23 protein-coding genes are annotated in these 24670 nt (G+C 41.1%); 13 read left to right on the plus strand and 10 right to left on the minus strand.

Going from position 1 to position 24670, the window contains the following annotated elements; translation table 11 throughout:
- The first annotated feature begins 249 nt into the window (after positions 1-249).
- Positions 250-792, plus strand: a complete 543-nt coding sequence (locus MmiHf6_RS09380; protein ID WP_316557527.1) for a nitroreductase family protein — start codon at positions 250-252, stop codon at positions 790-792.
- 165 nt (positions 793-957) lie between these two features.
- Here MmiHf6_RS09380 and MmiHf6_RS09385 read toward each other — a convergent pair whose 3' ends face one another.
- From MmiHf6_RS09385 to MmiHf6_RS09395, 3 genes are all read right to left on the minus strand, one after another.
- Positions 958-1557 carry a zinc ribbon domain-containing protein gene (locus MmiHf6_RS09385; RefSeq protein ID WP_316557528.1) on the minus strand — a complete coding sequence of 200 codons (600 nt, stop codon included), beginning with the start codon at positions 1555-1557 and terminating at the stop codon, positions 958-960.
- Positions 1558-1721: 164 nt separating this feature from the next.
- Entirely contained in the window at positions 1722-2276 is a 555-nt protein-coding gene (locus MmiHf6_RS09390; RefSeq protein ID WP_316557529.1) for a zinc ribbon domain-containing protein, read from the minus strand.
- A gap of 561 nt (positions 2277-2837) precedes the next feature.
- Complete coding sequence (locus MmiHf6_RS09395; RefSeq protein ID WP_316557530.1) at positions 2838-3335, minus strand: ferritin; 498 nt, start codon at positions 3333-3335, stop codon at positions 2838-2840.
- Between the two features lie 414 nt (positions 3336-3749).
- Here MmiHf6_RS09395 and MmiHf6_RS09400 point away from each other — a divergent pair, with 414 nt between their 5' ends.
- Positions 3750-4541, plus strand: coding sequence for an ABC transporter ATP-binding protein (locus tag MmiHf6_RS09400; protein WP_316557531.1), 792 nt, complete (start codon positions 3750-3752; stop codon positions 4539-4541).
- Positions 4542-4879: 338 nt separating this feature from the next.
- Positions 4880-5332 carry a hypothetical protein gene (locus MmiHf6_RS09405; RefSeq protein ID WP_316557532.1) on the plus strand — a complete coding sequence of 151 codons (453 nt, stop codon included), beginning with the start codon at positions 4880-4882 and terminating at the stop codon, positions 5330-5332.
- Between the two features lie 43 nt (positions 5333-5375).
- On the opposite strand, the gene MmiHf6_RS09410 is transcribed toward MmiHf6_RS09405, so the two are convergent.
- The 4 genes from MmiHf6_RS09410 to MmiHf6_RS09425 form a co-directional block, all read right to left on the minus strand.
- Positions 5376-5927 (minus strand): GNAT family N-acetyltransferase, encoded by a 552-nt coding sequence (locus tag MmiHf6_RS09410; RefSeq protein WP_316557533.1) that lies wholly within the window; start codon positions 5925-5927, stop codon positions 5376-5378.
- Positions 5928-6238: 311 nt separating this feature from the next.
- Complete coding sequence (locus MmiHf6_RS09415; protein ID WP_316557534.1) at positions 6239-8515, minus strand: S-layer protein domain-containing protein; 2277 nt, start codon at positions 8513-8515, stop codon at positions 6239-6241.
- Positions 8516-8788: 273 nt separating this feature from the next.
- A complete protein-coding gene (locus MmiHf6_RS09420; protein ID WP_316557535.1) occupies positions 8789-9688 on the minus strand; it encodes a hypothetical protein in 900 nt (299 codons plus the stop codon).
- A 266-nt stretch (positions 9689-9954) separates the two neighbouring features.
- Positions 9955-10506, minus strand: a complete 552-nt coding sequence (locus MmiHf6_RS09425; RefSeq protein ID WP_316557536.1) for a hypothetical protein — start codon at positions 10504-10506, stop codon at positions 9955-9957.
- Positions 10507-11114: 608 nt separating this feature from the next.
- Between MmiHf6_RS09425 and MmiHf6_RS09430 the strand changes: the two genes are divergently transcribed.
- Positions 11115-12431 carry a COG1361 S-layer family protein gene (locus tag MmiHf6_RS09430; protein ID WP_316557537.1) on the plus strand — a complete coding sequence of 439 codons (1317 nt, stop codon included), beginning with the start codon at positions 11115-11117 and terminating at the stop codon, positions 12429-12431.
- A 240-nt stretch (positions 12432-12671) separates the two neighbouring features.
- The gene (locus MmiHf6_RS09435) at positions 12672-13877 is read left to right on the plus strand and encodes an ABC transporter permease (RefSeq protein WP_316557538.1); all 1206 of its coding nucleotides are present in this window, start codon (positions 12672-12674) and stop codon (positions 13875-13877) included.
- Here the strand turns inward: MmiHf6_RS09435 and MmiHf6_RS09440 are convergent.
- A complete protein-coding gene (locus MmiHf6_RS09440) occupies positions 13871-14074 on the minus strand; it encodes a hypothetical protein (RefSeq protein ID WP_316557539.1) in 204 nt (67 codons plus the stop codon). The genes MmiHf6_RS09435 and MmiHf6_RS09440 overlap by 7 nt on opposite strands.
- Before the next feature lie 21 nt (positions 14075-14095).
- Between MmiHf6_RS09440 and MmiHf6_RS09445 the strand changes: the two genes are divergently transcribed.
- Positions 14096-15301: an ABC transporter permease gene (locus MmiHf6_RS09445; protein WP_316557540.1), complete on the plus strand. Its 1206-nt coding sequence runs from the start codon at positions 14096-14098 to the stop codon at positions 15299-15301.
- A gap of 239 nt (positions 15302-15540) precedes the next feature.
- On the opposite strand, the gene MmiHf6_RS09450 is transcribed toward MmiHf6_RS09445, so the two are convergent.
- A complete protein-coding gene (locus tag MmiHf6_RS09450) occupies positions 15541-16005 on the minus strand; it encodes a hypothetical protein (protein ID WP_316557541.1) in 465 nt (154 codons plus the stop codon).
- A gap of 40 nt (positions 16006-16045) precedes the next feature.
- On the opposite strand from MmiHf6_RS09450, the gene MmiHf6_RS09455 reads away from it, so the two are divergent.
- From MmiHf6_RS09455 to MmiHf6_RS09475, 5 genes are all read left to right on the plus strand, one after another.
- On the plus strand, positions 16046-16186 hold the full coding sequence (locus tag MmiHf6_RS09455; protein WP_316557542.1) for a hypothetical protein: 141 nt from the start codon (positions 16046-16048) through the stop codon (positions 16184-16186).
- A 411-nt stretch (positions 16187-16597) separates the two neighbouring features.
- Entirely contained in the window at positions 16598-17812 is a 1215-nt protein-coding gene (locus MmiHf6_RS09460; protein ID WP_316557543.1) for an ABC transporter permease, read from the plus strand.
- Positions 17805-17945 carry a hypothetical protein gene (locus MmiHf6_RS09465; protein ID WP_316557544.1) on the plus strand — a complete coding sequence of 47 codons (141 nt, stop codon included), beginning with the start codon at positions 17805-17807 and terminating at the stop codon, positions 17943-17945. Before MmiHf6_RS09460 ends, MmiHf6_RS09465 begins: the two co-directional genes overlap by 8 nt.
- A gap of 21 nt (positions 17946-17966) precedes the next feature.
- Complete coding sequence (locus tag MmiHf6_RS09470; RefSeq protein ID WP_316557545.1) at positions 17967-19181, plus strand: ABC transporter permease; 1215 nt, start codon at positions 17967-17969, stop codon at positions 19179-19181.
- Positions 19182-19587: 406 nt separating this feature from the next.
- The gene (locus MmiHf6_RS09475; protein ID WP_316557546.1) at positions 19588-20442 is read left to right on the plus strand and encodes a hypothetical protein; all 855 of its coding nucleotides are present in this window, start codon (positions 19588-19590) and stop codon (positions 20440-20442) included.
- A gap of 101 nt (positions 20443-20543) precedes the next feature.
- On the opposite strand, the gene MmiHf6_RS09480 is transcribed toward MmiHf6_RS09475, so the two are convergent.
- Positions 20544-21266: a phosphoglycolate phosphatase gene (locus MmiHf6_RS09480; RefSeq protein ID WP_316557547.1), complete on the minus strand. Its 723-nt coding sequence runs from the start codon at positions 21264-21266 to the stop codon at positions 20544-20546.
- A 183-nt stretch (positions 21267-21449) separates the two neighbouring features.
- Here MmiHf6_RS09480 and MmiHf6_RS09485 point away from each other — a divergent pair, with 183 nt between their 5' ends.
- Both MmiHf6_RS09485 and MmiHf6_RS09490 read left to right on the plus strand, forming a co-directional pair.
- Positions 21450-23081 (plus strand): aminotransferase class I/II-fold pyridoxal phosphate-dependent enzyme, encoded by a 1632-nt coding sequence (locus tag MmiHf6_RS09485; RefSeq protein WP_316557548.1) that lies wholly within the window; start codon positions 21450-21452, stop codon positions 23079-23081.
- A 357-nt stretch (positions 23082-23438) separates the two neighbouring features.
- Positions 23439-24461: a cobalamin biosynthesis protein gene (locus MmiHf6_RS09490; RefSeq protein ID WP_316557549.1), complete on the plus strand. Its 1023-nt coding sequence runs from the start codon at positions 23439-23441 to the stop codon at positions 24459-24461.
- Positions 24462-24670: the final 209 nt, after the last annotated feature.

The raw sequence follows: 24670 nt of genomic DNA on the forward strand, positions 1-24670 counted from the left end.
ATTCTGATAAATATTTAAATCAGTCTTTAACAATCTAACCAAAACAGTTCAATCAAATAATTCACCTGAATAATTCATCTAAATAATTCAACTAAACAATTTAACTGACAATTATAACTGACAATTTAACTGACAATTTAACTGACAATTTAACTGACAATTTAACTGACAATTTAACTGACAATTTAATCAATCAATTTTATCATAATTTAAACATAAATTCAATTAACAGTCCCAGGATGTGCTTTTTTGATTCAAAATGAAATTACCGAAAATATCTGTTCCCGCCGAAGCGTTCGCAAATATTCAAATGAACCGATTTCCGAAGAACTTGTTTTAACAATGCTTGAATGCGCCGGATTCGCGCCGTCGGGTTTGAATAATCAGCCGTGGCGGTTTATTGTCGTTGACAATTCCGGCACCGACAATTCTGATGATAAAGAAATCGGACGGCGGCTTTCAGAACAAACGCATTATTCCGACATTGTTTCTTCTGCGCCGCTTCTCATTGCCGTTTTCTTGGACACGGCAGCGTCTTACAATCGCGAGAAAGATTTGATGGCAATCGGAGCAACGATTCAAAATATTCTGCTCTCGGCGCATTCTTTAGGACTCGGCGCCGTATGGCTCGGTGAAATTTTGAAAAACAAAGACCAAGTTTCAAAAATATTGGAAGCGCCCGAGACTTTTGAATTGACGGCGGTTATTGCCGTCGGAAAACCTGCCGCCGACCTTTCCGATTCGGGAAACGCGGCGCGTAAAGCGTTGGATGAGATTGTTTTTAAAAAATAATTTTATATAACTAATTCGAAATAAATATTTTTAAAAACAATTTAACAAATATTTCTAAAAATAATTTAAAAAAAATTTTTAAAAATAATTTAAAAAATAAATATTTGAATCAGCCGTAAATCGGCTGATTTTTGGATTTTGAAGTTCAGCTTTTTGTTTTTATGTTTAAACGAGTGCAAACGGTATCATCAAAAACATAAACATGAAAATTAAACATATTATGATGAGCGGCCAGAAGAATATGAATCCCATGATTTCCCAAAAGGTCGGGTTTGCAACAGGTATTTCTCCCCTGTTCATCTTTTCGGAATCATTGTATGCGTCCCATAAACCGACAATCCAAACAATAATTCCGGGAATAATCAGAAAGATAAATCCGATGATAATTCCGATTTGGAAAAGAATTCCTTTTAAAAATTTTCCGTTGTAAAGCTGACCTAAACCGGTCCAAAAGAACGACAGAATGACCGCGAGAAACGGACTTTTCGGGTCGGCGGCAGCTCTTTGAGTTCGCATCGCTTCATTGTAATGATTTTGGTTATTGTAATTGTTATTCCGATATTGATTATTCTGTGATTGATAATTTTGAGATTGATTATTCTGTGATTGATAATTTTGGGATTGATTATTCTGTGGTTGATAATTTTGGGATTGATAATTTTGAGATGTTTCATTTTCTCTCAATCGGCCGCCGCAATTGTAACAGATGGCAGCATCTTCTCTGATAACCGTTTCGCCGCAATTCGGACAAAAATTGTTTGCCATTGGGTGTTCTCCTGTCTGCTTTTGAGTCATAAATCTAAACAATAATAAAACGATAAATAAAAATAATGAATAAAAACGATAAACAAAAATGAATTAATACGGATTTCATTTGCACCCGTATTAAATCTGTGTTGAATTTTAAATTTTGAATTTTCAAATTATTATTACAAAAACATAAACGGCAGCATAATAATCGCTGTAATAATTGCGAAGACGATGTATATAATGAAAAATGCCGCGATATACGTAATTGCATAAATGACAGCGTCTTTTGCGGTCGGATCAATAAACGGAAGTTCTCCTCTGTTAATCTTTTCCGCATCTTGATAAGCATCATACATATTGTAAACCCAGACAATTATACCCGGAAAAACAAATACGAACAGACCGATCCAAAATCCGATCATCATGTAAATACCTTTTTTCAAGTTGCCGTTATAAACTTGACCGGCACCCGGAAAAATGAATGACAGAATTATTGAAACGAAAGTGCTTTTTTCTTTCACATAAACGACATTGTCAGGTCTTGCATAAGTTCTGTTTTCGTTATATGTTTGTCCGGAATGCTGTCCTGATGATTGGTAATTTTCATTAGAATAGGATTCTGATGAAGTCGATTCTGTTTGTGATGAGTGAATCTGCGCGCCGCATCCGGCACAGAAATTCGCATTGAGATCAATTGCAGCTTGCCCGCAATTAGAACAGAAATTATTTGTCATTAATTTGCCTCTTATAAATGTAACCCGTGTAAAACGTAAAAACCTGTCCGTTTTTCTAAAATAATTGATACGGTCGTCATATAAAAAGTCGTCGAGCAGAGGCACGAAATAATACATTTATGTAATCATTTTCCCAAAATAAAATCTTAAAAATTACATTATTTTAAAAATTAAAAATATTTTAAAAATTAAAAATAATTAATAAATTACAAACGGCAAACAAAATTTATGAAAATCATAAGCTTGAAAATAAAGTTTGAAAATAAATGCCGAAAATAAATGTCTGAAAAACAAGATGTTTGAAAATCAGGAAATGTAAAAAAGATAAAATGATTTTGAAAACAGTAAAAAAGATTCTTTTCAATCCTGTTTACTGTTTTACTTTTTATTTGTTTTTGTTACGTTTGTTTTTATGATTTGTTTTTATGATTCGTTTTTGTTTTTTGTTTTTACGTTTTTGTTTTTACGTTTTTGTTTTTACGTTTTTGTTTTTACGTTTTTGTTTTTACGTTTTTGTTTTTTACAATATTTGCGATATTTTGAATTTAGAATAATTTGAAATCAGTCGTCATCTTCTCTTTTTGCCAATTTCTTCTCGATTGCGAGAATAGCGGCGACATCGTTTTTGGCAAAGATCAAATCATCAACAATGTTGGATGTCTGATTTTCTTCTTCAATTTGTTCGGTGACGAACCACTGAAGGAAAATCTGGGACGCGTAGTCTTTTTCTTTGACCGCGACATCCATGATGCCGTTGATGGTTTTTGTCACAAGCTGTTCGTGTTCGTAAGCTTGTTTGAAGAAATCCAAAAGTGTTTTTCCTTTAATGTCGGGCTTGTCAATCGGTAATAATTCGACGCTTTCGGATTGTTCTGTGATGTAATCATAAATTTTCATGGCATGTTCGACTTCTTCTTCTGCCTGAAGTCTGAGCCAGTGGGCGAATCCGTCGCGGTTCATATCCGTACACCTGGCGGACATGCCTAAATAAAGGTAGGCAGCGTAATATTCTTTGTTGATCTGCTCATTCAATAATTTTAAAACGGGTTTTTTAATCATTATTATTCCTCTTCTCTCTGTTCATTTTTCTCCCGCTTATCTTTTATTTTGGGAGATTTATAAACAAAATAATAATTGTTTTACTTTTATATATATTGTCTGTTTCCTATTTTATTATGTTTTCACAGTCGACTGTTATATTTTCTTATTCGTTTCTTATGTTTTCTCGGCTGATTTTTATATGTGCTTGACTAAATCTTATATTTTCAAATATTTTGAAATATTATTGTAAATCTTCTTTTCAAAAATTGGTTGACATTAAGATAGATTTAAATCAATTGTGTTCCGTCAACCCATATTCTTAAATTTTAATTGAAATGAAATTATTCTGAAATATTTTTAAAATAATTCTAAAAATTATTCTAAAAATATTCTTTAAACGAACATAAAATGTGAAAAAACGAGGTGTTTCCTTTGGCCGATGAAAATAAAACCGTTAGAGATGTCGTCGTCGATGTCAGCAATGTTTACAAAAGCTATTACCTGGGCGAGGAAGAGGTTCCGATTTTAAAAGGCGTGAACTTTAAAATTCACAAAGGCGATTTTGTCGCCATCGTCGGTCCTTCCGGTTCCGGTAAAAGTACGCTCATGAATCTTCTCGGCTGTTTGGACCGCCCGACTTCCGGCTTGATTGCCGTCAACGGTCAAGACATCAATCAATTGGACGACAACGAACTCGCGCATTTGCGCGGCATGGAAATCGGTTTCATTTTCCAGCAGTTTAACCTCATACCGAGATTGACCGCTTACGAAAACGTGATGCTTCCGACTTATGCCAGCAAAAAAGAAGGCATCGACTATCCGGAAAAAGCGAAAAGCCTTCTCAAAATGGTCGGCCTGGAAGATCGTATGAAACACAAACCTTCGGAACTTTCCGGCGGCCAGTGCCAGCGTGTCGCAGTCGCGCGCGCGCTCATCAACGACCCCGCCATTCTTCTCGCAGACGAGCCGACCGGAAACCTCGACTCAAAAACGAGTGAAGAAGTGATGGATTACTTCCGCAAACTGAATCAAAGCGGTTCTACGATCATTATGATTACGCACAACAACGAACTCGCCGTTCAAACGGATCGTGTGATTACGATTCGCGACGGCCAAATCACTCTTGATGTCCCCGCCGTCGAATTTGTTGAACATATGAAAAAAGAACAATTGGCTGTGATGGAACAGTTGGCAGCGCACGAAACGCATTCGCCGCAAGTTTGATTTTTCTTTTTCTTTCTTTTTCATTTCTTTTTTTCATTTTTGTGCTGCCTCCGCAGCTGCGCCGTGCGCGAATCGCTCCATTTTTCAATAAATTTTTAAATCGCTCCCCCCGTTTTTACTTTATATTCAAGATAAGCCTAAACATCCGTTTTTCAAAATCGGTGAACCCGAACGCCCGATAAAACCCTATATCTTAAAATAGAGTTCATTAAAAAATGGCGTTCCGTTTTTGAATAATTTTGATAAAAAACGATGTTTCAATAGAAAACAAATAAATGAAAAGTCAAAGAACCGCCCCCGCAAGTTGAGTTTCCGAAGCGAAGCGGAGGAAACGAGACTTGGCGGATTCTTCCCATACGAAACAAAAAACTCAAAAGCCGTTTCTTTTACTGCTGCCTGTTCCGGCTAAGCTTGCCAATCTGCAACTGTCTTTTAATGTTTCCGCTTGCGTGGCGGTTTGCGTTTCCGCTTGCGTGGCGGTTTGCGTTTCCGCTTGCGTGGCGGTTTGCGTTTCCGCTTGCGTGGCGGTTTGCGTTTCCGCTTGCGTGGCGGTTTGCGTTTCCGCTTGCGTGGCGGTTTGCGTTTCCGCTTGCGTGGCGGTTTGCGTTTCCGCTTGCGTGGCGGTTTGCGTTTCCGCTTGCGTGGCGGTTTGCGTTTCCGCTTGCAGGTCAGGTTTCTGTTTCTGCTTGGAGTCAGGTTTGCATTTGCCGCCATTGCCGGCAGCCGCAGCAGCTGCCCGCCGCCGCCCGCGAGCTGCCTCATTTTTCATTAATTTTTCAAAAATAATCTGACCGTTTTTCTATTTTCGATAAAATCATTTCCGGTTTTATTTAATCACAAATCAAAATACAACGTCATAATGTAATCATTCATGTAAAAATCGTTGCCGATATCCGTGAGCGCTTCTTTGTCAATCAAAAATCCGTATCTTTTGTAAAACTCAATCGAGCCGAGATTTCCTTTGTTAACCGTCAGCCAAAGACACGGTCGGTCATATTTTGAAGAATCAAAAACAGTTTCGACCGAATTCACTTCTTTTTTTGCAAAATCCAATGTAAAATCCATCATCAGCGTCGCGATTCCTTTTTGGCGGTATGATTTCAAAACATAAACTTTGCTGACAAAAACGCCCTTCTCATCCGGACGAAGCGCCAAATAACCGACCTGCTTATCGGAATAATCGTCATCGTAAACCGCAAAATAACTGTAATTATTCTCGGCAATATCTTTTCGAATGCGTTCGACCGATTGAAAAACGACAATCATATATTCCGTTTGAGGCGCGCCGATGAGCGGCGTGTAATGCTCCGTCCATATCTCTTTTGCCAAATCGGCGACTTGATTTATTTCATCATCGGTTTCAAGTTTTTGAATTTTGAATGTCATGTTCTGATTCTATGTTTTTTAATTTTTATATTATTTTCTTTTGATTGGAATTGATGAAAATGAGTGAAACGGAGAATGAAACAGAGAACGAAATAAAACCGAAATAAAAGAAATGAAACAGAAAATGGAACCGAAAATAAAAAATCGAAAAAATGGAAAAGAAAAGAGAAAAGAAAAAGAAAATAGAAACGAAAATAAAATGAAAATAATGAAATGAAAATAATGAAATGAAAATAATGAAACGAAAATAAAATGAAAATAATGAAATGAAAAATAAACAAAAAAGAAGAAATAAAAGCGATTTCTCACTCTCATTTCTTACCGTTTTTATTCCAAAACAGGAAACCGGCTCCCGCAAAAATCGTCAGAATTCCTGACGCGGCAATCACATCCGATTTCCATGACGATGAACTCGAATCCGAATCGGAAGCAAATCCCGAATTTGAATTTTCAACCGATGCTGAATCCGCAGAAATTTCTGTGTCATTTGTGTCATTTGTGTCTTTTGATTCATTCTCCGAATCGCCTGTCGATCTGTCACTGCTGCTCGAATTTCTGAGCGACTCAGTGGTCGACAAATAAAAGCGAAGCGTGCTTCTGTTGCTCGCCACTTTCAGCGTAAACCCATCCGTCAATTCAATCTTTTTATTTGATTCCAAAACGATTTCCTCATTGGAAATGAATACAAGCTGATTGATGCCGTCGACATTGTTTTGGCCGATAAAATCCAATTTCTCGAATTCATCACTCGTGCTGATTTCTCGCGCCGTCGTGTAATCCGCAAGCCAAATGCCTTCCAAAACAACAAAACTGTCCGAATCGCCTTGGAAAACCATGTCAACGTAAATCTTCGCGACAGTCACTTCATCGCCCAACACCGTCTTGTTCAACGTCCACGTTTTTCCCGCTTCATCGCCGTTTGTTGAAACAGTTGAATTGCCGATGCTTTCGCCGTCCCTTAAAATTTCCAAATACACTTTATTGCCGGCAACATCAATCGCTGTCGGAACAATCGAATAATTTCCGAGGACAAACGGCTGCCCCACCGCAAGCGTTCTCTTAACACCCGTCGTGATGAGAAGCTCCATCATCTTCTGCGTATTCGTTTCCGAAAAAGGAATGTACGTATTTCCGAGCAGTCCCATCACATAATAATTGCCTTCAAGACCGCCTCGGTAATTCGTTGAAACAGGCGTGATGACATAAGTCAGGCAGCCTTCCGGAATCACGCGATTCGAATAACCCAAATCATCGACAAGAATGGAAAATTTCTCGGATCCCGTTCCCGTATATCTGTCAGAATAAAAACCTGCGAAATTGAACGCTTCAATCCCTTCTTTGTAATTGTCCGACGTTAAAATATGACTTCTGATTTCGTAAGACTTCGCCGCCGTTTCTATATTCTTGACGTAAAAGCCCCAGCTGTGCGGCAAAAATATGCCCAGCGTTTCAAAATTCGTTTTCCCGCCAAGCGGTATCGTCGTATTTTCAGTCACGCCGATATTTTCAGCTTTGTATTTTATCGAATCGGGACCAATACCGTCTTCTTTAAAATATCCGAAATCAGCGTCTTCCACTTCAAAAGCCGTCTCAAAATCAATCAGCCAAACACCGTTGATTTCAACAATCGGATGATCTGCTCCGTCAAAAATAGAGGAGACGCGGCATCTGAAATACGTCACATTTTTTTCGCCCAAAACATCTCCTTTTGAAATCATCGTATCAGAGTTATCATAAGAGGCGCTATTTGCCGTATTTCCGGTGTCGCTGCTGCTGTCCGATTTATCTTTTGAACGGTCGTTGTCATCATCGTCATCGTCGCTGCAGTTCGAACTTCCCGAACCTGCGTAAACAACGGCAGAATCAAGCAAAACATCATCTTTGTAAAGATTCAATTTGACTTTCTGTCTCATAACGTCAATTTCTTCGGGAATGACGACATAGCCGTTTCCAAGCGATATTTCTTCTCCGGCGGATCGATTGTATTTGCTGCTCTTATCAATAACAAGCTCCACCAATTTCGTCATTTCCGGCGTGTATTTGTATTCAAGTTCTTTTTCTCCCGGATTTAAAACATAGTTGTCGGGCGAAATGAGCACATATGAATCGCCGAATAAATTGATTGTCGAATAAACGCCGTATTGACTTTTTCCTTCGTCGGTGACACCGTACGTCCAATTTTTGTAACTGTAATTCGTCACAATCGGAAATGTCTCGTAGTAAATATCGACTTTAGAAGGTCTTTCTGCTGCGGTATGATCTTCATTGAAAGTCATCGGCGATGACCCGCTGTAAGGATAGATGTACATTTTTTCTGTTGATGCATTCGTATTAATTTTATAGTAGACGCCGCTCCAAATCATCGGAGTAATCGCCCAGCTGTCAAAATCATCGCCTTTGAGGGCATAATCGACAGGCGTGTCTTTAAAAATAATTGAACTGCGTATGTCAACGGAAGCGGATGTGTAACCTGCTGCATAACCGGCTGTATTATTTGCAGCAGAACTTGCTGCATTATTTGCAGCATCGTCGACAGCAGAACCGGCAGCAGAATCGGCAGCTGTTGCTGTCCCGATTGGGATGAGCAAACTCACCAACACTGATATAATTAAAATAAACCGTGTGATTCGCATAATTTATCTCCATTTTGATTAATTAAATCACACCCGTAATTGCGGCAGATGATGTTTTTGTCTGCCGCCGTTTTTATAAAGCAAATTTTTCCCGATTCCCCGTCTGTACGAAAAATTCAAAGGCTGTTAAATCCCGTTAAAGGCCGTAGATCTTGTTAAGACCGTTAAGCCTGTTAAGGCCGTTAAACCTGTTAAAGCCCGTTAAATTCTTTTTAGGCTGAAATGATTTCATTCAGTCGCTTTTTTGCCGCTTTTCTTTTTTCTGTCTCCCATTCTCTTGATTCTTAAAACGATGTAAGTCACGAGCAATCCCAAGTAGATCTTGCTTCCCAGGATGCTGCTTGCAAAGTTGACGCCGTTTTGTATTGAAATCGCGTTTCCTCTGCTGTTGATCACATAGTCGCTGAGTGAAAGGAGGTCCGGATAACTGCCGACGGCGGCGTGGGACGTAAAAGCCCAGCCGAACAAAAGCATGCCGATAAACATCGGAACGGCGGTATATGTCTGAACCAATTTCCAGGTTCTCGGTTTCATTCTCTTTCTGACGATCGGGAATGATGTAATCCAAGGCAAAACAATCAAAAGTGTGATGATCGGGCCGATGATGCCGAAACTCAAATACTGGAGATTAAAATCGCCGGTATATGTACCGTTTAAATACTGCGTGGCGCGGCTGAGTCTGAAAAGGCCGTGCGCGACAAGCAGCGTTGAACCGATGATCGACATTTCCGATCTGATTTTATAAAGTTCAATAACAACGGGCGTTTTTGGAAGGACGCCGATAAACATAACAATTGTAATCAGTCCGATTCCCATCGATGTCATGAGTCCGAGGTTGGATAAAATGGACATGATGTCTGACAGCCACGAAATTTGAAACAGCCAAAAACCGCTGACGGCTTCGCGTGAAAAGATGATTTGACCAAGCCCCCGCATTCCGTACCAAACTAAAATGGCGAGCGGATACGCGTAAAAGACGTACGGATATTTTTTGAGCGGTTTTCTGAATATGTAGGCGAAGAAAAATGACACGATGATTCCTTTTAAAACGGTGGGAATTCCGAGCCAAAGATACGCGTTTATAATATCGTTGAGGGCATACAGCCCGTCTAAAATAGTTTCCAACATTTATAAGTCTCCCGTAATTTATCTTCGCTTTAACCATGGCGAAGATATACATTATCGTATTTTCGTCATGGCTAATCAATTTTGGAATATAAAATCATTTTGGTTATAGTGAACTTTATAATGCTTTGCCTCATACTCATTTTTCTATTTTCGTCTTGCAATTTTACTTTCTATTTACTTTTTATTTATTTTATTTTTTATTTTTATTTTCATTTGTTATCTTATCAGATTACATTTCTAAATGTGTGCTCTTCTTTATGATTGTTTTAGAAAATGCGTTTTCCGTTTCGATTATTCTTTAAAAACAGATTTCCTGTTTTGGTTGTTTTTAAAAAGAGCTTTCCGGGTTTGGTTATTTTTAAAAAATTGTGCGGTTCGCGCGGCGGCGGGCTGCTGCCTGCCGGTTGCGGCTGCCGGCAGCGGCAGAGCGCAAACCTGTAGGTGGCGGCGGAAACAGAAACCTGTAGGTAGCGGCAGAAACAGAAACCTGTAGGTAGCGGCAGAAACAGAAACCTGTAGGTAGCGGCAGAAACAGAAACCTGTAGGTAGCGGCAGAAACTGAAACCTGCAGGTAGCGGCGGCACGTCCGCGAATGCGAACGGATTTCTTAAAAAAAAGCAGATGCACACGGAAACAGAAACCGCCACGCATGCGGAAACAGAAACCGCCACGCATGCGGAAACAGAAACCGCCCGCCAAGCGGAAACAGAAACCGCCTGCCAAGCGGAAACAGAAACCGCCCGCCAAGCGGAAACCGTAAAAGACAGTTGCAGATTGGCAGTCTCGGCAGGAGCCGCAGCAGTAAAAGACAGTTGCAAGAAGGAACAAGCATAATCAGAAAAGCAAAATTTTAAGCTTAACGGCTTTTGAGTTTTTTGTTTCGTACGGGAAAGAATCTCCAACTCCTTCTTTCCTCCGCTGCGCTTCGGAAACGCGTCGTTGGAGGGGCGGTTTTTCGTCTTTCACTTAAATCTATTTCGATTGAAACATCGTTTTTCATAAAATAAATTAAAAAACGGAACGCCTTTTTTTAATGAAATCTATTTTTAAATTTAGGATTTTATCGGGCGTTCGGGTTCAACGTTTTTGAAAAATGGATGTTTGTCTTTCAATATTGAAAATACAAAAAAGAAATTCGGGTTTGTTTCATTTTTTGTTTCCGTTTTTCATTTATCGTTTTCATTTTCTTTTTTATTTTTCATTTTCTTTTTTATTTTTCATTTTCTTTTTTCGTTTTTATTTTCATTTTTCACATTTCCCGGCATTTTATTTTCTTCCGAATACAATATTATTTAAACTTTCGACGAATTTGAAGGGAAAATTATATATTTCTACATTGTAAACTATGATTTCTAAATTGGTAAACATTGGAACTTTGGAGCCCGTTTTTATCTGCAAAGTTTTAATTTTTATTACGGTGAAAAATATGTCTCAAAAATTAAACTCTGCATTTCAGGTATTAATCGTATTAATGCTCATTCTTTCGATTTTCTCGGGAACCGCAACAGCGGCCGCCGGCTTAAAAATTACACTCGTTGATCAAACACCGTATCCGGCGCAGCCGGGCGAACAAATCCGTTTTTGGATCCAAGCCGAAAACATCGGCGACGGCACGCTGAACAACGTGACCGTTCAAGTCGTCTCTGACGGCGTTTTTTCGGCTTCGACTTCCGAATCGACAAAAACGTATGACAATATTTACGCCGGAAGCAAAGTCTACCACGAATACATCATGTACGTTGCAAGCGACGCGCCCGACGGCCCGCGCGACTTAACCGTGCGCTACAGAGCCAACAACACAAGCAATTGGATCGAACAGAAATTCACGGTCAACATCGGCGGAATCGTTGATACCGACAACCGCGGAACACTTATTATTGAAAACGTGACAAGCAGTCCCGAAGTTTTCATGCCGGGCGATGAAGGAATCATCTGGGTCACATTGAAAAACAACGCGACCAACCAAACCGTTTCCACATCCAACAGCAGCACTTTCATGATGAATGCCAGAGTTCAGTCGGCAGACATGTATTCTAAAGATAATATCATTGTTACAAGCGAAGCGGTCAACGATCTCGGAATTATTGCGCCGGGAGACAACATTTCTATTCCGTTCCGCGTCAGCATTCCCGAAGATACAGTTGACGGCACCTATCTTTTGACATTAAACGTGACCGGCAGTTCTTATGAGTATAACATCAAAAGAAATGTCGAGATCAAAGTCGATTCTTCCGGAATCAAAGCCATTCAGTCAAAAGCGGCTTCAAGTTCAACCGCCGGAAAAACAATTGAAATCGACATTGTGAACTATCATCAGGGAACCGTTCGCGGTGTTTCCATTGTTCCGGTCGCGGAAGGTATGTCTTTTTACCCGACCGAATATTTTATCGGCGAAATGAAGGCGGATGACTTGTACACCGCCAAATTCAATATTACGCAAGGCGCAGGCGACTCCAACGTCGAGTTCAAAGCCGTTTATTACAACGGCGACAACTATCACGAAGACAGCATCACGCTTGATATCGGTCCTGTCGTCAAGCAGTCTTCCGGAATCATGACCTATCTCATTTATCTGATCATTATTCTTGCGATTGCAGCCGTTGTCGGGCATTTCTATTTGAAGAAAAAGAAAGGCATTTCTTTGATTGACTGGCTGAAAATCCAAAAAGAGGCCGCTTCCGAAAAATGGAAATCGAGAAAGGAAGCAAAAAAGGACAAGAAATCCGATTCGAAAAATGAGTGATTTTAAGAAATAATTTTGATTTCAAAAAAGAAACCATAAAATTTAAAATCAAAGTTTAAAATTAAATTTAAAATCAAAATTTAAAATCAAGATTTAAAATTAAATTAAATTTAAAATCAAAGTTTAAAATCAAAGTTTAACGAAAAAACAATCGAAATGCCCGCCGTTATTGAAGGCGGGTTTCTTTTTCATTTCTTATATTTTTAAAAAATTGATTCAAATACGTCAGAGGCTCGATAAATGATCAGCTTGTCCCACTGCATTTCGATGGCGATTGCCAGTTTAAAAAGTTCCAAGCTTCGATCGGGGCTGACGGCGCTCGGCATTATCATCGGCATTGCCGCCGTTATTACTGTTTTTACGCTCGGCGACAGCATGAGCAGTTACGTCAACTCTCAAATGGATCAGGGTCCGCCGTACATTGAAATTCATTCCACCAAAGAACGTATCTTTTATTCGCAGCAGGCGGATCTCGTTGCAAACACGCCCGGCGTCGAAAGCGTCGCCATTGAATGGGGCGCGACGGGGGTGGTTCGCTTTTCGAATGAAGAGCAAAACATCACGGTCATCGGAACGAATGAAAGTTTGGCCGATATCATGGAAATGACTTTCACAGACGGGCGGTTCCTGACGGATAAAGATTCGTACGTTGCCGTTGTCGGAAAAAGCATTGCCGAAGATTCTTTCAGAAATGAAATCGGTGTCCGCAGTTCAATGGATATTTCGATTTACAATTATGACACAAAAGAATATGTCACGGAATCTTTTCAGGTCATCGGCATCTCTGGATCCGATTCTGAATTGGGCTATTCTTTCGGACAAAGTTCCATTTTTATTCCTATTGAAATCATGCAGCAAATGTCAGGCCGCGACGATTTCAATGTGATGACGGCAGTTGTTGATGATATCAATTCTATTAATGAAACTGAAGATGAGATCGAACGCAGATTGGCTCGAAACTTAGGCGTTTCCGAACGCGATTTGGATGATGAAAGCAAAGTGCCGTTTACAACCGTCAACAAAGTCGAAACGCTTGAACAGTTCCAGTCGATGACGTCAACGCTTCAGTATTTCTTAGTCGGAATCGGCGGCATTTCTTTAATTGTCGGTGCCGTCGGCATCATGAACATCATGATTGTGACTGTTACGGAAAGGACGAAAGAAATCGGTACGCTCAAAGCGCTCGGTTATTCCGCAAAGGACATTTTGCTGATGTTCGTTATCGAATCCATTATTATCAGCATTCTCGGCGGCATTATCGGAACGATTGTCGGATTGGTGATGGCGTACATCGTGACAGCGCTTCTCGGTTTGCCGATGGGTCTTCCCGTCTCAAGCATTTTGATCGGTGTCGGGTTGTCCGTCTTTGTCGGCGTCGTTGCCGGTGCCCAGCCGTCGTACCGCGCGGCAAAAATGAATCCTGTTGACGCTTTGAGGGATCAGTGATGAAGATGAAACGAAAAATAAACTCGGCGCGCAGAAACAGAAATCTGACTCCAAGCAGAAACAGAAACAGAAACAGAAACAGAAACCTGATTCCAAGCAGAAACAGAAATCTGACTCCAAGCAGAAACGGAAACCCGACTCCAAGCAGAATCAGTGTCGTATGCGGAAACCGTTTTTTTTGCATGTGGGAGTCGCATTGCAGTTGCGGAGGCTGAATTATGATTGACATCACTTACGGCATGAATATGGCGGTTGCCAGTCTGAAAAGCTCTAAGCTGCGCTCGGGTCTGACGGCTCTCGGCATCATTATCGGCATTGCTGCCGTGATTGCCACTTTGACGCTTGGCAGCAGTTTCAGCGACTATTTTAACAGCGAAATGGATGCCAGCGGTTCTAATTATATTGCAATCGGCTCCATGAAAGATGATTTGCTTCATGAACAGCAGATTGATGTCATCCGCAATTCCAAAGGCGTTGTTGATGTGTCTCCTCTTATCAGTGCAACGGCGGACGTCACGTTTATGGGGGAGACGAAAACGATTGAAATATATGGTGTTACTGAGGATTATCAGAACGTGACGTCTGTTTCAATGGAAGAAGGCGCGTTTATCGGCGACAAAGATACGTTTATGGCGGTAATCGGTCATGATACGGCGGTCGATGAGTTCAAAAATGAAATCGGAACGGGTTCGCGCATCACGATGACGGTTAAAAATCAATATGGTGAAGACGTGACGAACACTTTTACAATTAAAGGTGTGATGGAAACGCCGGCATCAATGATTACGGTCGGCTCGTTCAAGACGATTTATGTGCCGATTGAAGTTTTGCAGGATATGACCGGAAGAGATTTCTACAGCAGTGTTTATGCGACAGCGGAGTCCATGGAAGAACTGAATGAAACGGAAGAAGAAATCAAATTGAATTTGCTTCGTAATTTGGGCATTTCTCAAAGGGAAGCGAATAACAGCAGCGCTCTTCCGATTTATTTCATTAATCAGGCGGAATTGATGGAAGAAATCAATTCGATGGTTTCGACAATTCAGTACTTTTTGCTGGCGATTGGCAGCATTTCTCTTTTGGTCGGCTCTGTCGGCATTATGAATATCATGTTTGTGACGGTGACTGAAAGAACAAAGGAAATCGGAACGCTCAAGGCGCTCGGTTATACGTCAAAAGATGTTTTGGTTTTGTTTTTAATTGAATCTGTTATCATCAGCGGCCTCGGCGGTTTTGCGGGCGCGATGATTGGTTTGATCATTTCGTATTTCGGCGCGATTTTGCTCGGCATGCCGGCTTCGTTTCCGCTCAGCATGCTGTTCTTGGGAATTTTGATTTCCATGATTATCGGCGTGATTGCAGGCGTTTATCCGGCAAGGCGCGCGGCGCGCATGAATCCTGTGGACGCGCTGAGAACTGTTTGAAAAAACGGCGCGTCCGTTTTCATTTTTATTTTTCTCATCTCTTTTTTTCATTTTTAAAATGCGATTCTCTTTCTTGATTTTTTTTTTAAAAATATGTTCCTTTTTCTTGATTCTTTTAAAATATGTTCCTCTTTTTTGACTTTTTTTAAAAATATGTTCCTCTTTTTTGACTTTTTTTAAAAATATGTTCCTCTTTCTTGATTCTTTTTTAAAAATATATTCCTCTTTTTTGACTTTTTTTAAAAATATGTTCCTCTTTTTTGACTTTTTTTAAAAATATGTTCCCCTTTCTTGATTTTTTTAAATTTTATTCCTCTTTCTTGATCTTTTTTAAAAATATGTTCTTCTTTCTTGATTTTTTTTAAAATTTGTGCGGCTCGCACGCGGCGGCGGGCAGCTGCTGCGGCTGCCGGCAGCGGCGAGCAGAAACCTGACTCCCAGCGGAAACAGAAACCTGATTCCAACCGGGAACAGAAACCTGCCTCTAAGCGGAAACAGAAACCTGACTCCAAATGGAAACAGAAACCTAAAGGTAGCAGCGGCACGTTCGCGAATGCGAACGGATTTTTAAAAAAAGAGCAGATGCACGCGGAAGCATAAACCGGACTTGCAAGCGGAAGCGCAAACCGCCACGCAAGTGCAAACCGTAAAAGACAGTTGCAGACCGGCAAGCTCAGCCAGTTGACAGCAAAAGACAGTCGCAAGAAAATACTTCGCCGGAGCTGAAAACAGCTGGGGATCTGATTGTTTTTAGTTTTTATTTTCATATGGGAAGAATCCGCCAAGTCTCGTCTCCTCGCTGCGCTCGGAAACTTGAAACTTCGTTTCAAGTCCGGTTCGCCGCTTCGCGCCGCCCGGAACTCAAATTGCGGGGACGGTTTTTGAAAATTAATTCAATCTAAAATTGATTGAAACATCATCTTTCATTTAATATTTTCAAAAACGGAACGCCATTTTTTAATGAAACCTAAAACATTTATTTGTTTTATCGGGCGTTCGGGTTCAACGATTTTTTTTAAATTGGATGTTTGTCTTTCAAAATTGATTATAAATCGGTTATAAATCGGTTATAAATTGGTTATAAATCGGTTATAAATTGGTTAAAATTGTTTTTTGATTTTCTCATTTTTTGAAGAAATAAAATCGTGATAAAACTCATTGATTCAGAAGACTTTCAGAAGACTTTCAGAAGACTTTATGAAGAATGAAATTGTCTAAGCAAAAATATTGTAAACTGAATGAATTTAAATTGTAAACATTAAACGGTAATATTTTCCGTAATCAAGAGTTGTCGAAATGATCAGTCTTTCTTATTGTTTTAAAATGGCGATTGCGAGCTTGAAAAGCGCTAAGCTTCGCTCGGGATTGACGGCTCTCGGGATTATTATCGGCATCGCGGCCGTGATTGCGACTTTTACGCTTGGCAGCAGTTTTACCGGCTATTTTACGGAACAATTGGATACGCAGGGCTCAAATTACGTTTTGGTCGGCGCTTCCAAATCAAATCTTTTTTATGATTCTCAATTGGATATTGTTCGAAACACGCCCGGCGTCACAGGCGTCGCAACGGAAGTTTCGCAAACGGGAGTCGTGACTTTTGCAAATGAGGCGAAAAATCTGACGATACTCGGAACGCAAGAGGACATGATAGAAATCCTGTCCATTCCGATGTATGACGGCCAAATGTATACCGATAAGGATTCTTATGTCGCCGTCGTCGGAAAAAATATTTCTCAGGAAGAATTCAAAAAAGAAATCGGTCTCCGAAGCACGATTGAAATTACGCTTTACAATTCCAAAACCAAAGAAAATGTGACGGAAATGTTTAAGGTCGTCGGTATTTTAGGTTCCGACGAAACCAGTTTGGTCACGGGCGGCAGTGAAAATACGCTGATTGCGATTCCGACGCATATTATGCAGGAAATGACCGGAAAAGATTATTACGACAACATTTACGCGATGACGGATTCGCGTGACGATATTAATGAAACGACAGATGAAATCGAAAGGCGGCTCGCGCGCAATTTAGGCGTTTCCGAACGTGATTTGGACGATGAAGAGAAAATTCCGTTCATGACAACGAATCAGGCGGAAATCTTGGATCAAATCGGCACGCTGACAAGCACGCTTCAAATGTTTTTGATTGCCATCGGCGGCATTTCTCTTGTTGTCGGCGCTGTCGGCATTATGAATATTATGATTGTGACTGTGACTGAAAGAACGCGCGAAATCGGAACGCTTAAAGCGCTCGGTTATTCTTCCAAAGATGTTTTGCTGCTTTTCGTCGTCGAATCGATTATTATCAGTATCATCGGCGGCATTATCGGAACGATCCTCGGTCTTGCGATTGCTTATATCGGCGCGAGCATGCTCGGGCTTTCCATGTCCGTTCCGTACTCAGGCGTTTTGGTCGGCATCGGTCTGTCCGTCGCGGTCGGCGTTTTGGCCGGCGCTCAGCCGTCTTACCGCGCCGCAAAAATGAATCCTGTCGAAGCTTTGAGGGATGTCTGATGAGCGGCTGTATGATGAATGGTTATTTGTTGACGGATATTTGTTTGTTGACGGATATTTGTTTATTGACGGATATTTGTTTATTGACGGATATTTGTTTATTGACGGATGTTTGTCTGATGACGAATATTGAAAATATTCCGAGGCGGTTGAAATGATCAGTCTTTCTCACAGCATGAAAATGGCGGTCGAGAGTTTGAAAAGCGCTAAGCTTCGTTCGGGACTGACGGCGCTTGGAATCATCATCGGCATTGCCGCCGTTATTGCGACTTTTACGCTCGGCGCCAGCTTCGGCGCTTTCTTTTCGGAACAAATCAGCTCCAGCGGTTCCAATTATGTGATGGTTATGTCAACCAAAGAAAACCTGTTTTTTGATCAGCAGGTGGAAGTCGTCCGCAATACGCGCGGCGTTGTTGCGGTTTCTCCTGTTTTGGGCGTTGACGGAACGGTTACTTTCATGGGAGAAGCGCGTGATTATCGTGTGATTGGGGTGCTGGAGGATTATGCGGAAGTCGGTTCTGTTCCGATGTATGACGGCACTTTTATCAGCGATCAGGATACGGCCGCAATTGTCATCGGCAGGGACATTGCTTATGATGATTACAAAAACACGATCACAACGCGCAGTTCAATTGAAGTGACGATCTACAATAACGATACAGAAGAATATGTCACTCGAATGTTCAGAGTCAAAGGGATTTCCGGCTCCGAAAACACAAGTATCGTGACGGGCGCCGATTCTAATACGGGAATTTATATTCCGATTGCCGTTATGAAAGAAATGTCGGGCCGCGACGATTATCCGAGTATGTTTGCCATGACCGAATCCAATGAAACGGTTAAAGAAACGGATGAAGAAATCGAGCGCAACTTGGCTCGAAATTTAGGCGTTTCCGAGCGCAATTTGGACAACGATGACTTGATTCCGTTCAGAACTATGAATCAGGTGGAAATTTTGGAGCAGGTCAGTTCCATGACGCAGACGATGCAGTTGTTTTTGATTGCAATCGGCGGCATTTCGCTTGTTGTCGGCTCTGTCGGTATCATGAATATTATGATTGTGACCGTTACGGAAAGAACGAAAGAAATCGGAACGCTCAAGGCGCTCGGTTACACTTCAAGTGATGTTTTATCAATGTTCCTCGTTGAATCCGTTGTTATCAGTTTAATCGGCGGCGCCGCCGGAACAGTTTTAGGCTTGATTATTTCGTATATCGGATCCGCTGCGCTCGGAATTACGATGTCGGTTTCATTCGGCGTGATTGTCGGCGCTCTCATCGTATCGGTTGTTATCGGCGTGATTGCCGGCGTTTATCCTGCAAAGCGCGCGGCAGATATGAATCCGGTGGACGCGCTCAGAACTGTTTAAGCGCGGGGCGAGTCCAAATCCAAGTTTTGTGATTTTCGGGGCGGCGGGCGCGCGCGAGCCGCTCCATTTTTGTTTTATTTTTTCAAAACTCATCCCGCGTTTTTCATTTTGTTTTTCAAATCCGTCTGCCGTTTTTATTTTATTTCGCATCAAAAACCTAAACATCCAATTTTAAGAAAATCGTTGAACCTGAACGCCCGATAAAACCCTAAAAAATGTTTTAGATTTTGGATAAAAAAAGGCGTTCCGCTTTTGAAAATATTGATGAAAGATGATGTTTCAATCAATTTTAGATTGAATTAAAATTCAAAAACCGCCTCCGCAATTTGAGTTCCGGGCGGCGCGAAGCGGCGAACCGGACTTGAAACGAAGTTTCAAGTTTCCGAGCGGAGCGAGGAGACGAGACTTGGCGGATTCTTACCATACGAATATAAAAACTCAAAACCATTGCTTTTTAGTTGCTGCTCGACTCCTGCTAAGCCTGCAAGTCTGCGACTGTTTTTTAATGTTGCTGCTGCAATCAGGTTTGCGTTGCTGCTGCAATCAGGTTTGCGTTGCTGCTGCAATCAGGTTTGCGTTGCTGCTGCAATCAGGTTTGCGTTGCTGCTGCAATCAGGTTTGCGTTGCTGCTGCAATCAGGTTTGCGTTGCTGCTGCAATCAGGTTTGCGTTGCTGCTGCAATCAGGTTTGCGTTGCTGCTGCGTGGCGGTTTGCGCTTCCGTTTGCAAGTCTGGTTTGCATTGCTGCCTACATCTGCTCTTTTTTAAGAAATCCGTTCGCATTCGCGAACGCGCCGCTGCTACCTTTAGGTTTCTGTTTCCACTTGGAGTCAGGTTTCTGTTTCCACTTGGAGTCAGGTTTCTGTTTCCACTTGGAGTCAGGTTTCTGTTTCCACTTGGAGTCAGGTTTCTGTTTCCGCTTGCCGGTCATGTTTCAGATCTGCGCCGCAGTTGCCGCTGCCGGCAGCCGCAGCAGCTGCCGCCGCCGCGCGCGCCGCTCTGCTTTTCATTTCAATTTTCAAAAATGTTCGCTCTGCTTTTCATTTCAATTTTCAAAAACGTTCGCTCCGCTTTTCATTTCAATTTCAAAAACGCTCGCTTCGCTTTTCATTTCAATTTTCAAAAACGTTCGCTCCGCTTTTCATTTCAATTTCAAAAACGCTCGCTTTGCTTTTCATTTCAATTTTCAAAAACGTTCGCTCCGCTTTTCATTTCAATTTCAAAAACAACTCTTCATTTTACATTTAATTTCCAAAAAATGACTGCTTCGTTTTTCATTTCAGTTTTTCAAAAACAATCGCTTCACTTTTCGTTTTAACTATTCGAAAAACGTCCAATGGATTTTATTTTGATTTAACCCAAATCAAAAGTAATAATCGCGTCTCTCATCTTCCAATTCGATCAAATCATTTTGAATCAAATAATCGATCATCTCGGCAAAACCGTCGCCGAATCCTTTTTGAAGGACATGATCCGCTTCTTTTTTGACCGCGTCTGTCGCGCTCGCAACCGCAAAAGATAAGCCGGCGGCTTGGAATAAATCAATATCATTGTTCGAATCGCCAATTGCAACAAAATCTTTCGGCTTCATATTCATCATTTCAGACATTCTTGACAGCGCATCGCCTTTGCAAATGTTTTTATCCGTCAAATGAAAAGCATATTCGGCATCCACGAAATGAATATTTTTAAAATCCGACAAAAACGGCAGAATTTCTTCTTTTTGAACCGTTTTGGCAAAAGAAACGTCGGTGACGCGGTCGCGAGAATCAAAAATGCACAAATCAAAATGATCTTGGAGAACAGCAAGCGCCGCCTTTAATTCACTCATACGCGGCTCAATCAAAATCGGGTCGCCGTCATAAGATGTCAGAAGAAGACCGCCGTTTTCGGCAATGAGCGGCGAGCGCGTGCCGAGCATCACGGAAATCGCTCTCGTAAAGCAAAGCGTATTTCCCGAAGCCAAAATAAACGGAATGCGGCCCGAAATCATATGCGCCGCTTTCAGCGCTTCAACCGACAAACGGCGGTCATTATGCGTGATCGTGCCGTCAATATCCGATACAATTCCCGAAAAACGAGCCATGCAAAGAAAAAGACGTTTTTCGATATAGAATTTGTGATGATTATCAAAAAAGATTAAATATAAAAATTCAGAGGATTGGATTTAACAAAAGTAATTTTTCGAAAGGCTGCGCCAAAAAAACAATTAAAATGAACCATACGAACAGCTTAATATACGTTAAAATCCAATTTCATAGCTGAGACTATGAGAGACGATATGAGTCAGAATCCGTTAAAAAAACACATTCAAAGCTTTCAAGGATGTCTTCACGGGGGACTGATTAAGGAAAACGCCGAAAAATACGGCCTTTCCGAAGACGAGATACTTGATTTCAGCGCCAATCTCAATCCTTTTAAAACACCGTTCGATCATCCCGAATACGGTTTAAACTTCTTAAAATTGGCCGCCGAATCCTATCCCGAAACATACAATTATCCCGACAACAGATATCTCAAATTCCGAGAAGCTGCGGCAACGTTTCTGAACTCCGGAATCGCGGCAAACGGCGATATAAATAATGCAAATGGCGGCACGAAAGCGAATGTCCGCCTGACCAAAGAAAATATCATTCCAGGAAACGGGTCCACTGAAATTATCAGACTTTTCTGCCAATGCGTTTTAAACGAAGGCGACAAAGTCATTATCCCGTATCCGACATTCGGCGAATACGAAATCCAATGCCGTCTTCAAAATGCGGAAATCGTTTACATCCCGCAGGAAAAAGTCGAAACATTAACGGTCGACGAATTGAAAGAAATCGGCGCCAAAATACTTTTCATATGCAATCCGAATAATCCGACGGCTGTTCTCAGAAAACGCGAAGATTTGATCAAACTTGCGGAAATCTGCGAAAAATCAAAAACCGTTCTTTTCATGGACGAAGCTTTCATTGAAATTTCCGATCCCGACCAATCCGTCTGCGATTTGGTTGCCGATCACAAATTTGTTTTTATCATGCGCTCGCTCACAAAATGCTTTGAAATTCCCGGCATTCGCCTCGGCTTCGGCGCGGCGCACCCGGAAATTGCAGCAGCGCTCAACAACGCCCGCCTGTCATGGAATCTCAGCCCGCTTCAAGAAAACGTCGGCGCTGCGCTCATGTCAATGGGCGGCGGTGTCAACAGCGATTATCTGATAAAATCCAGGGAATTGATTCTCAAAGAAGCCAACTTCTTAAAAGACGAGCTTTCCAAAGTCTGGGGATTCAAACCGGGCGTTGCCACCACGAATTTTCTCTTAGTCGACATCAGCGAACGGACGGTCAAGTCCACCGAACTCGTTGAGCGGTTTGCCAAAAACGGCATATTGATCCGCAATTGCATTTCATTTAAAGGACTCGGCGAAGATTTTATCCGAATCGCCGTCCGAACGCGTCCCGAAAACGAAAAATTCATCAAAACAATACCGATTGTTTTTGACGAATGGGCAAAAGATTTCGCCGACAGCGAACTGAAATCCGCGCTCACGACGCACAAAAAAGGACTGCAGCAGAACAAAAGAGAAACGTGCGAATACTACCCATGCCATTTTGAAGGTCAGGATTGTACATTCTGTTATTGCCCGTTCTATCCCTGTAAAGATGAAAGAGGCGGCGGCAAATACATTCAAAGTTCAAAAGGCGGACAAGTTTGGAGCTGCGTGGATTGTTATGTTCCTCATATTCCGCCCGTCGTTGAAAAAATGCTTGAAGGACTCATGGAAGACGGAGATACGGAAGAAATATTGAAGAAAGAATGGGACGAAATCATTCTGCCGATCATGGAAGAAAGAGACAGCGACCATGTTCTTGCCGTGTGCCGGAGAATAAAAGAAGAGAAGGATAAAAATCCAAAATGAGAAAAATCCGAAATCCGCAAAACAATGAAAATTTTGTTGTTTTTGATGATTGTAAATGTTTACTTTAATTATTGTGTTTTATGTTTACATTTGATAATTACGTTTAATGATTGTGTTTAGTAATTTCATCGAATTGATTGCGTTTAATGTTTACATTTAAGATTACGTTTAATATTTACATCTAATAGTTTCATTTAATTGATTGCGTTTAATGTTAGCGTTTAATGTTAGCGTTTAATGTTTGTGTTTAATGTTTGTGTTTAATGTTTGTGTTTAATGTTTGTGTTTAATATTTATTTGATTCATCGTTGAATCTTGAATTTTATTTGTTTGACTTTTAATCGGAGCCGAATGTTTATGGTTTTTGAAACAGCCTTTCAATATTTGTCGGAAGCTTTTACATACACGTCAAGTGAATTGATTTTGGTTTTGCTTCTGGCAGTCTTTATTGATCTCATCTTCGGTGAGCCGCCGTCCGCTGTTCATCCTGTCGTTTGGATCGGTAAATTGATCGGATTTTTAAAATCGAAAGCGCCGAAAAAGTACAGAAAAGCTTACGGCATCATGATGGCTTTAACAGTCATTTGTTTCTCCGTTTTGCTTGCGGTTGCAGTCGTTTTGATTTCTCATCACGAATATATGCCTTACGCAGTCGGTATTTTGACTCAGGCAATCTTTTTGAAAGCGACATTTGCAATCAAATGCATGGTTCAGCCGGCAAAAGAAATTCAGCAAAAATTGGATAACGATATTGAAACGGTTCGAAAAGAATTGTACACATATGTCAGCCGCGACACATCAAAGCTGAGCAAAAGCCAAATCATTTCGGCAGTCATTGAATCTATTTCCGAAAACTATGTCGACGCGATGCTGACGCCCGTATTCTTTTACGTCGTGTTCGGTCCGCTCGGACTTCCCGCAGCGTATCTCTTTAAAGCGGCAAGCACGCTTGATTCAATGGTCGGGTACAAAAGTGAAAAATATCTTCATCTCGGCTGGTTTTCAGCGAAATTCGACGATGTTTTGAATTGGATTCCGGCACGCCTTTCACCGATATTTATTGCCGTTGGCGCCGGCTTTTCAAACTTCATGGTCGGAGATCTTGAAAAATTGAGCCCGATTGACGGATTTAAATTGGCAATGAAAGAGCATAAAATAACACCGTCGCCCAACTCAGGCTGGCCGATGGCGGCAGCGGCAGGCGCGCTTCACATTCGATTCGATAAGCCCGACTCTTACATCATCGGAAACGAATACAGAGAGCCGGAAGCATCAGACATCACGCGTGTTTCGACTTTAATCATTCTTACGTCCGTCATTACTGCCATTGCAGCGGTTTTGGCAATTATTTTGATTTGGTATGCCGCTTCACTGATTTGAAAAGGGAAAAGAAAATAAAAGTAAAACACTATTCGTAAAAGAAATAAGCTTTATAAAAATTTAAAAAGCATCAAAATTATCCAATTTTATCACAAATTTATCACAAATTTATCACAAAATTATCACAAATTTATCACAAAATTATCACAAAATTATCACAAAATTATCCACATTTTATCACAAAATTCCACAATTTTATCACAAAATTA

It is taken from the genome of Methanimicrococcus hongohii (genome assembly GCF_032594095.1).
Classification (GTDB): Archaea; Halobacteriota; Methanosarcinia; order Methanosarcinales; family Methanosarcinaceae; genus Methanimicrococcus; species Methanimicrococcus hongohii.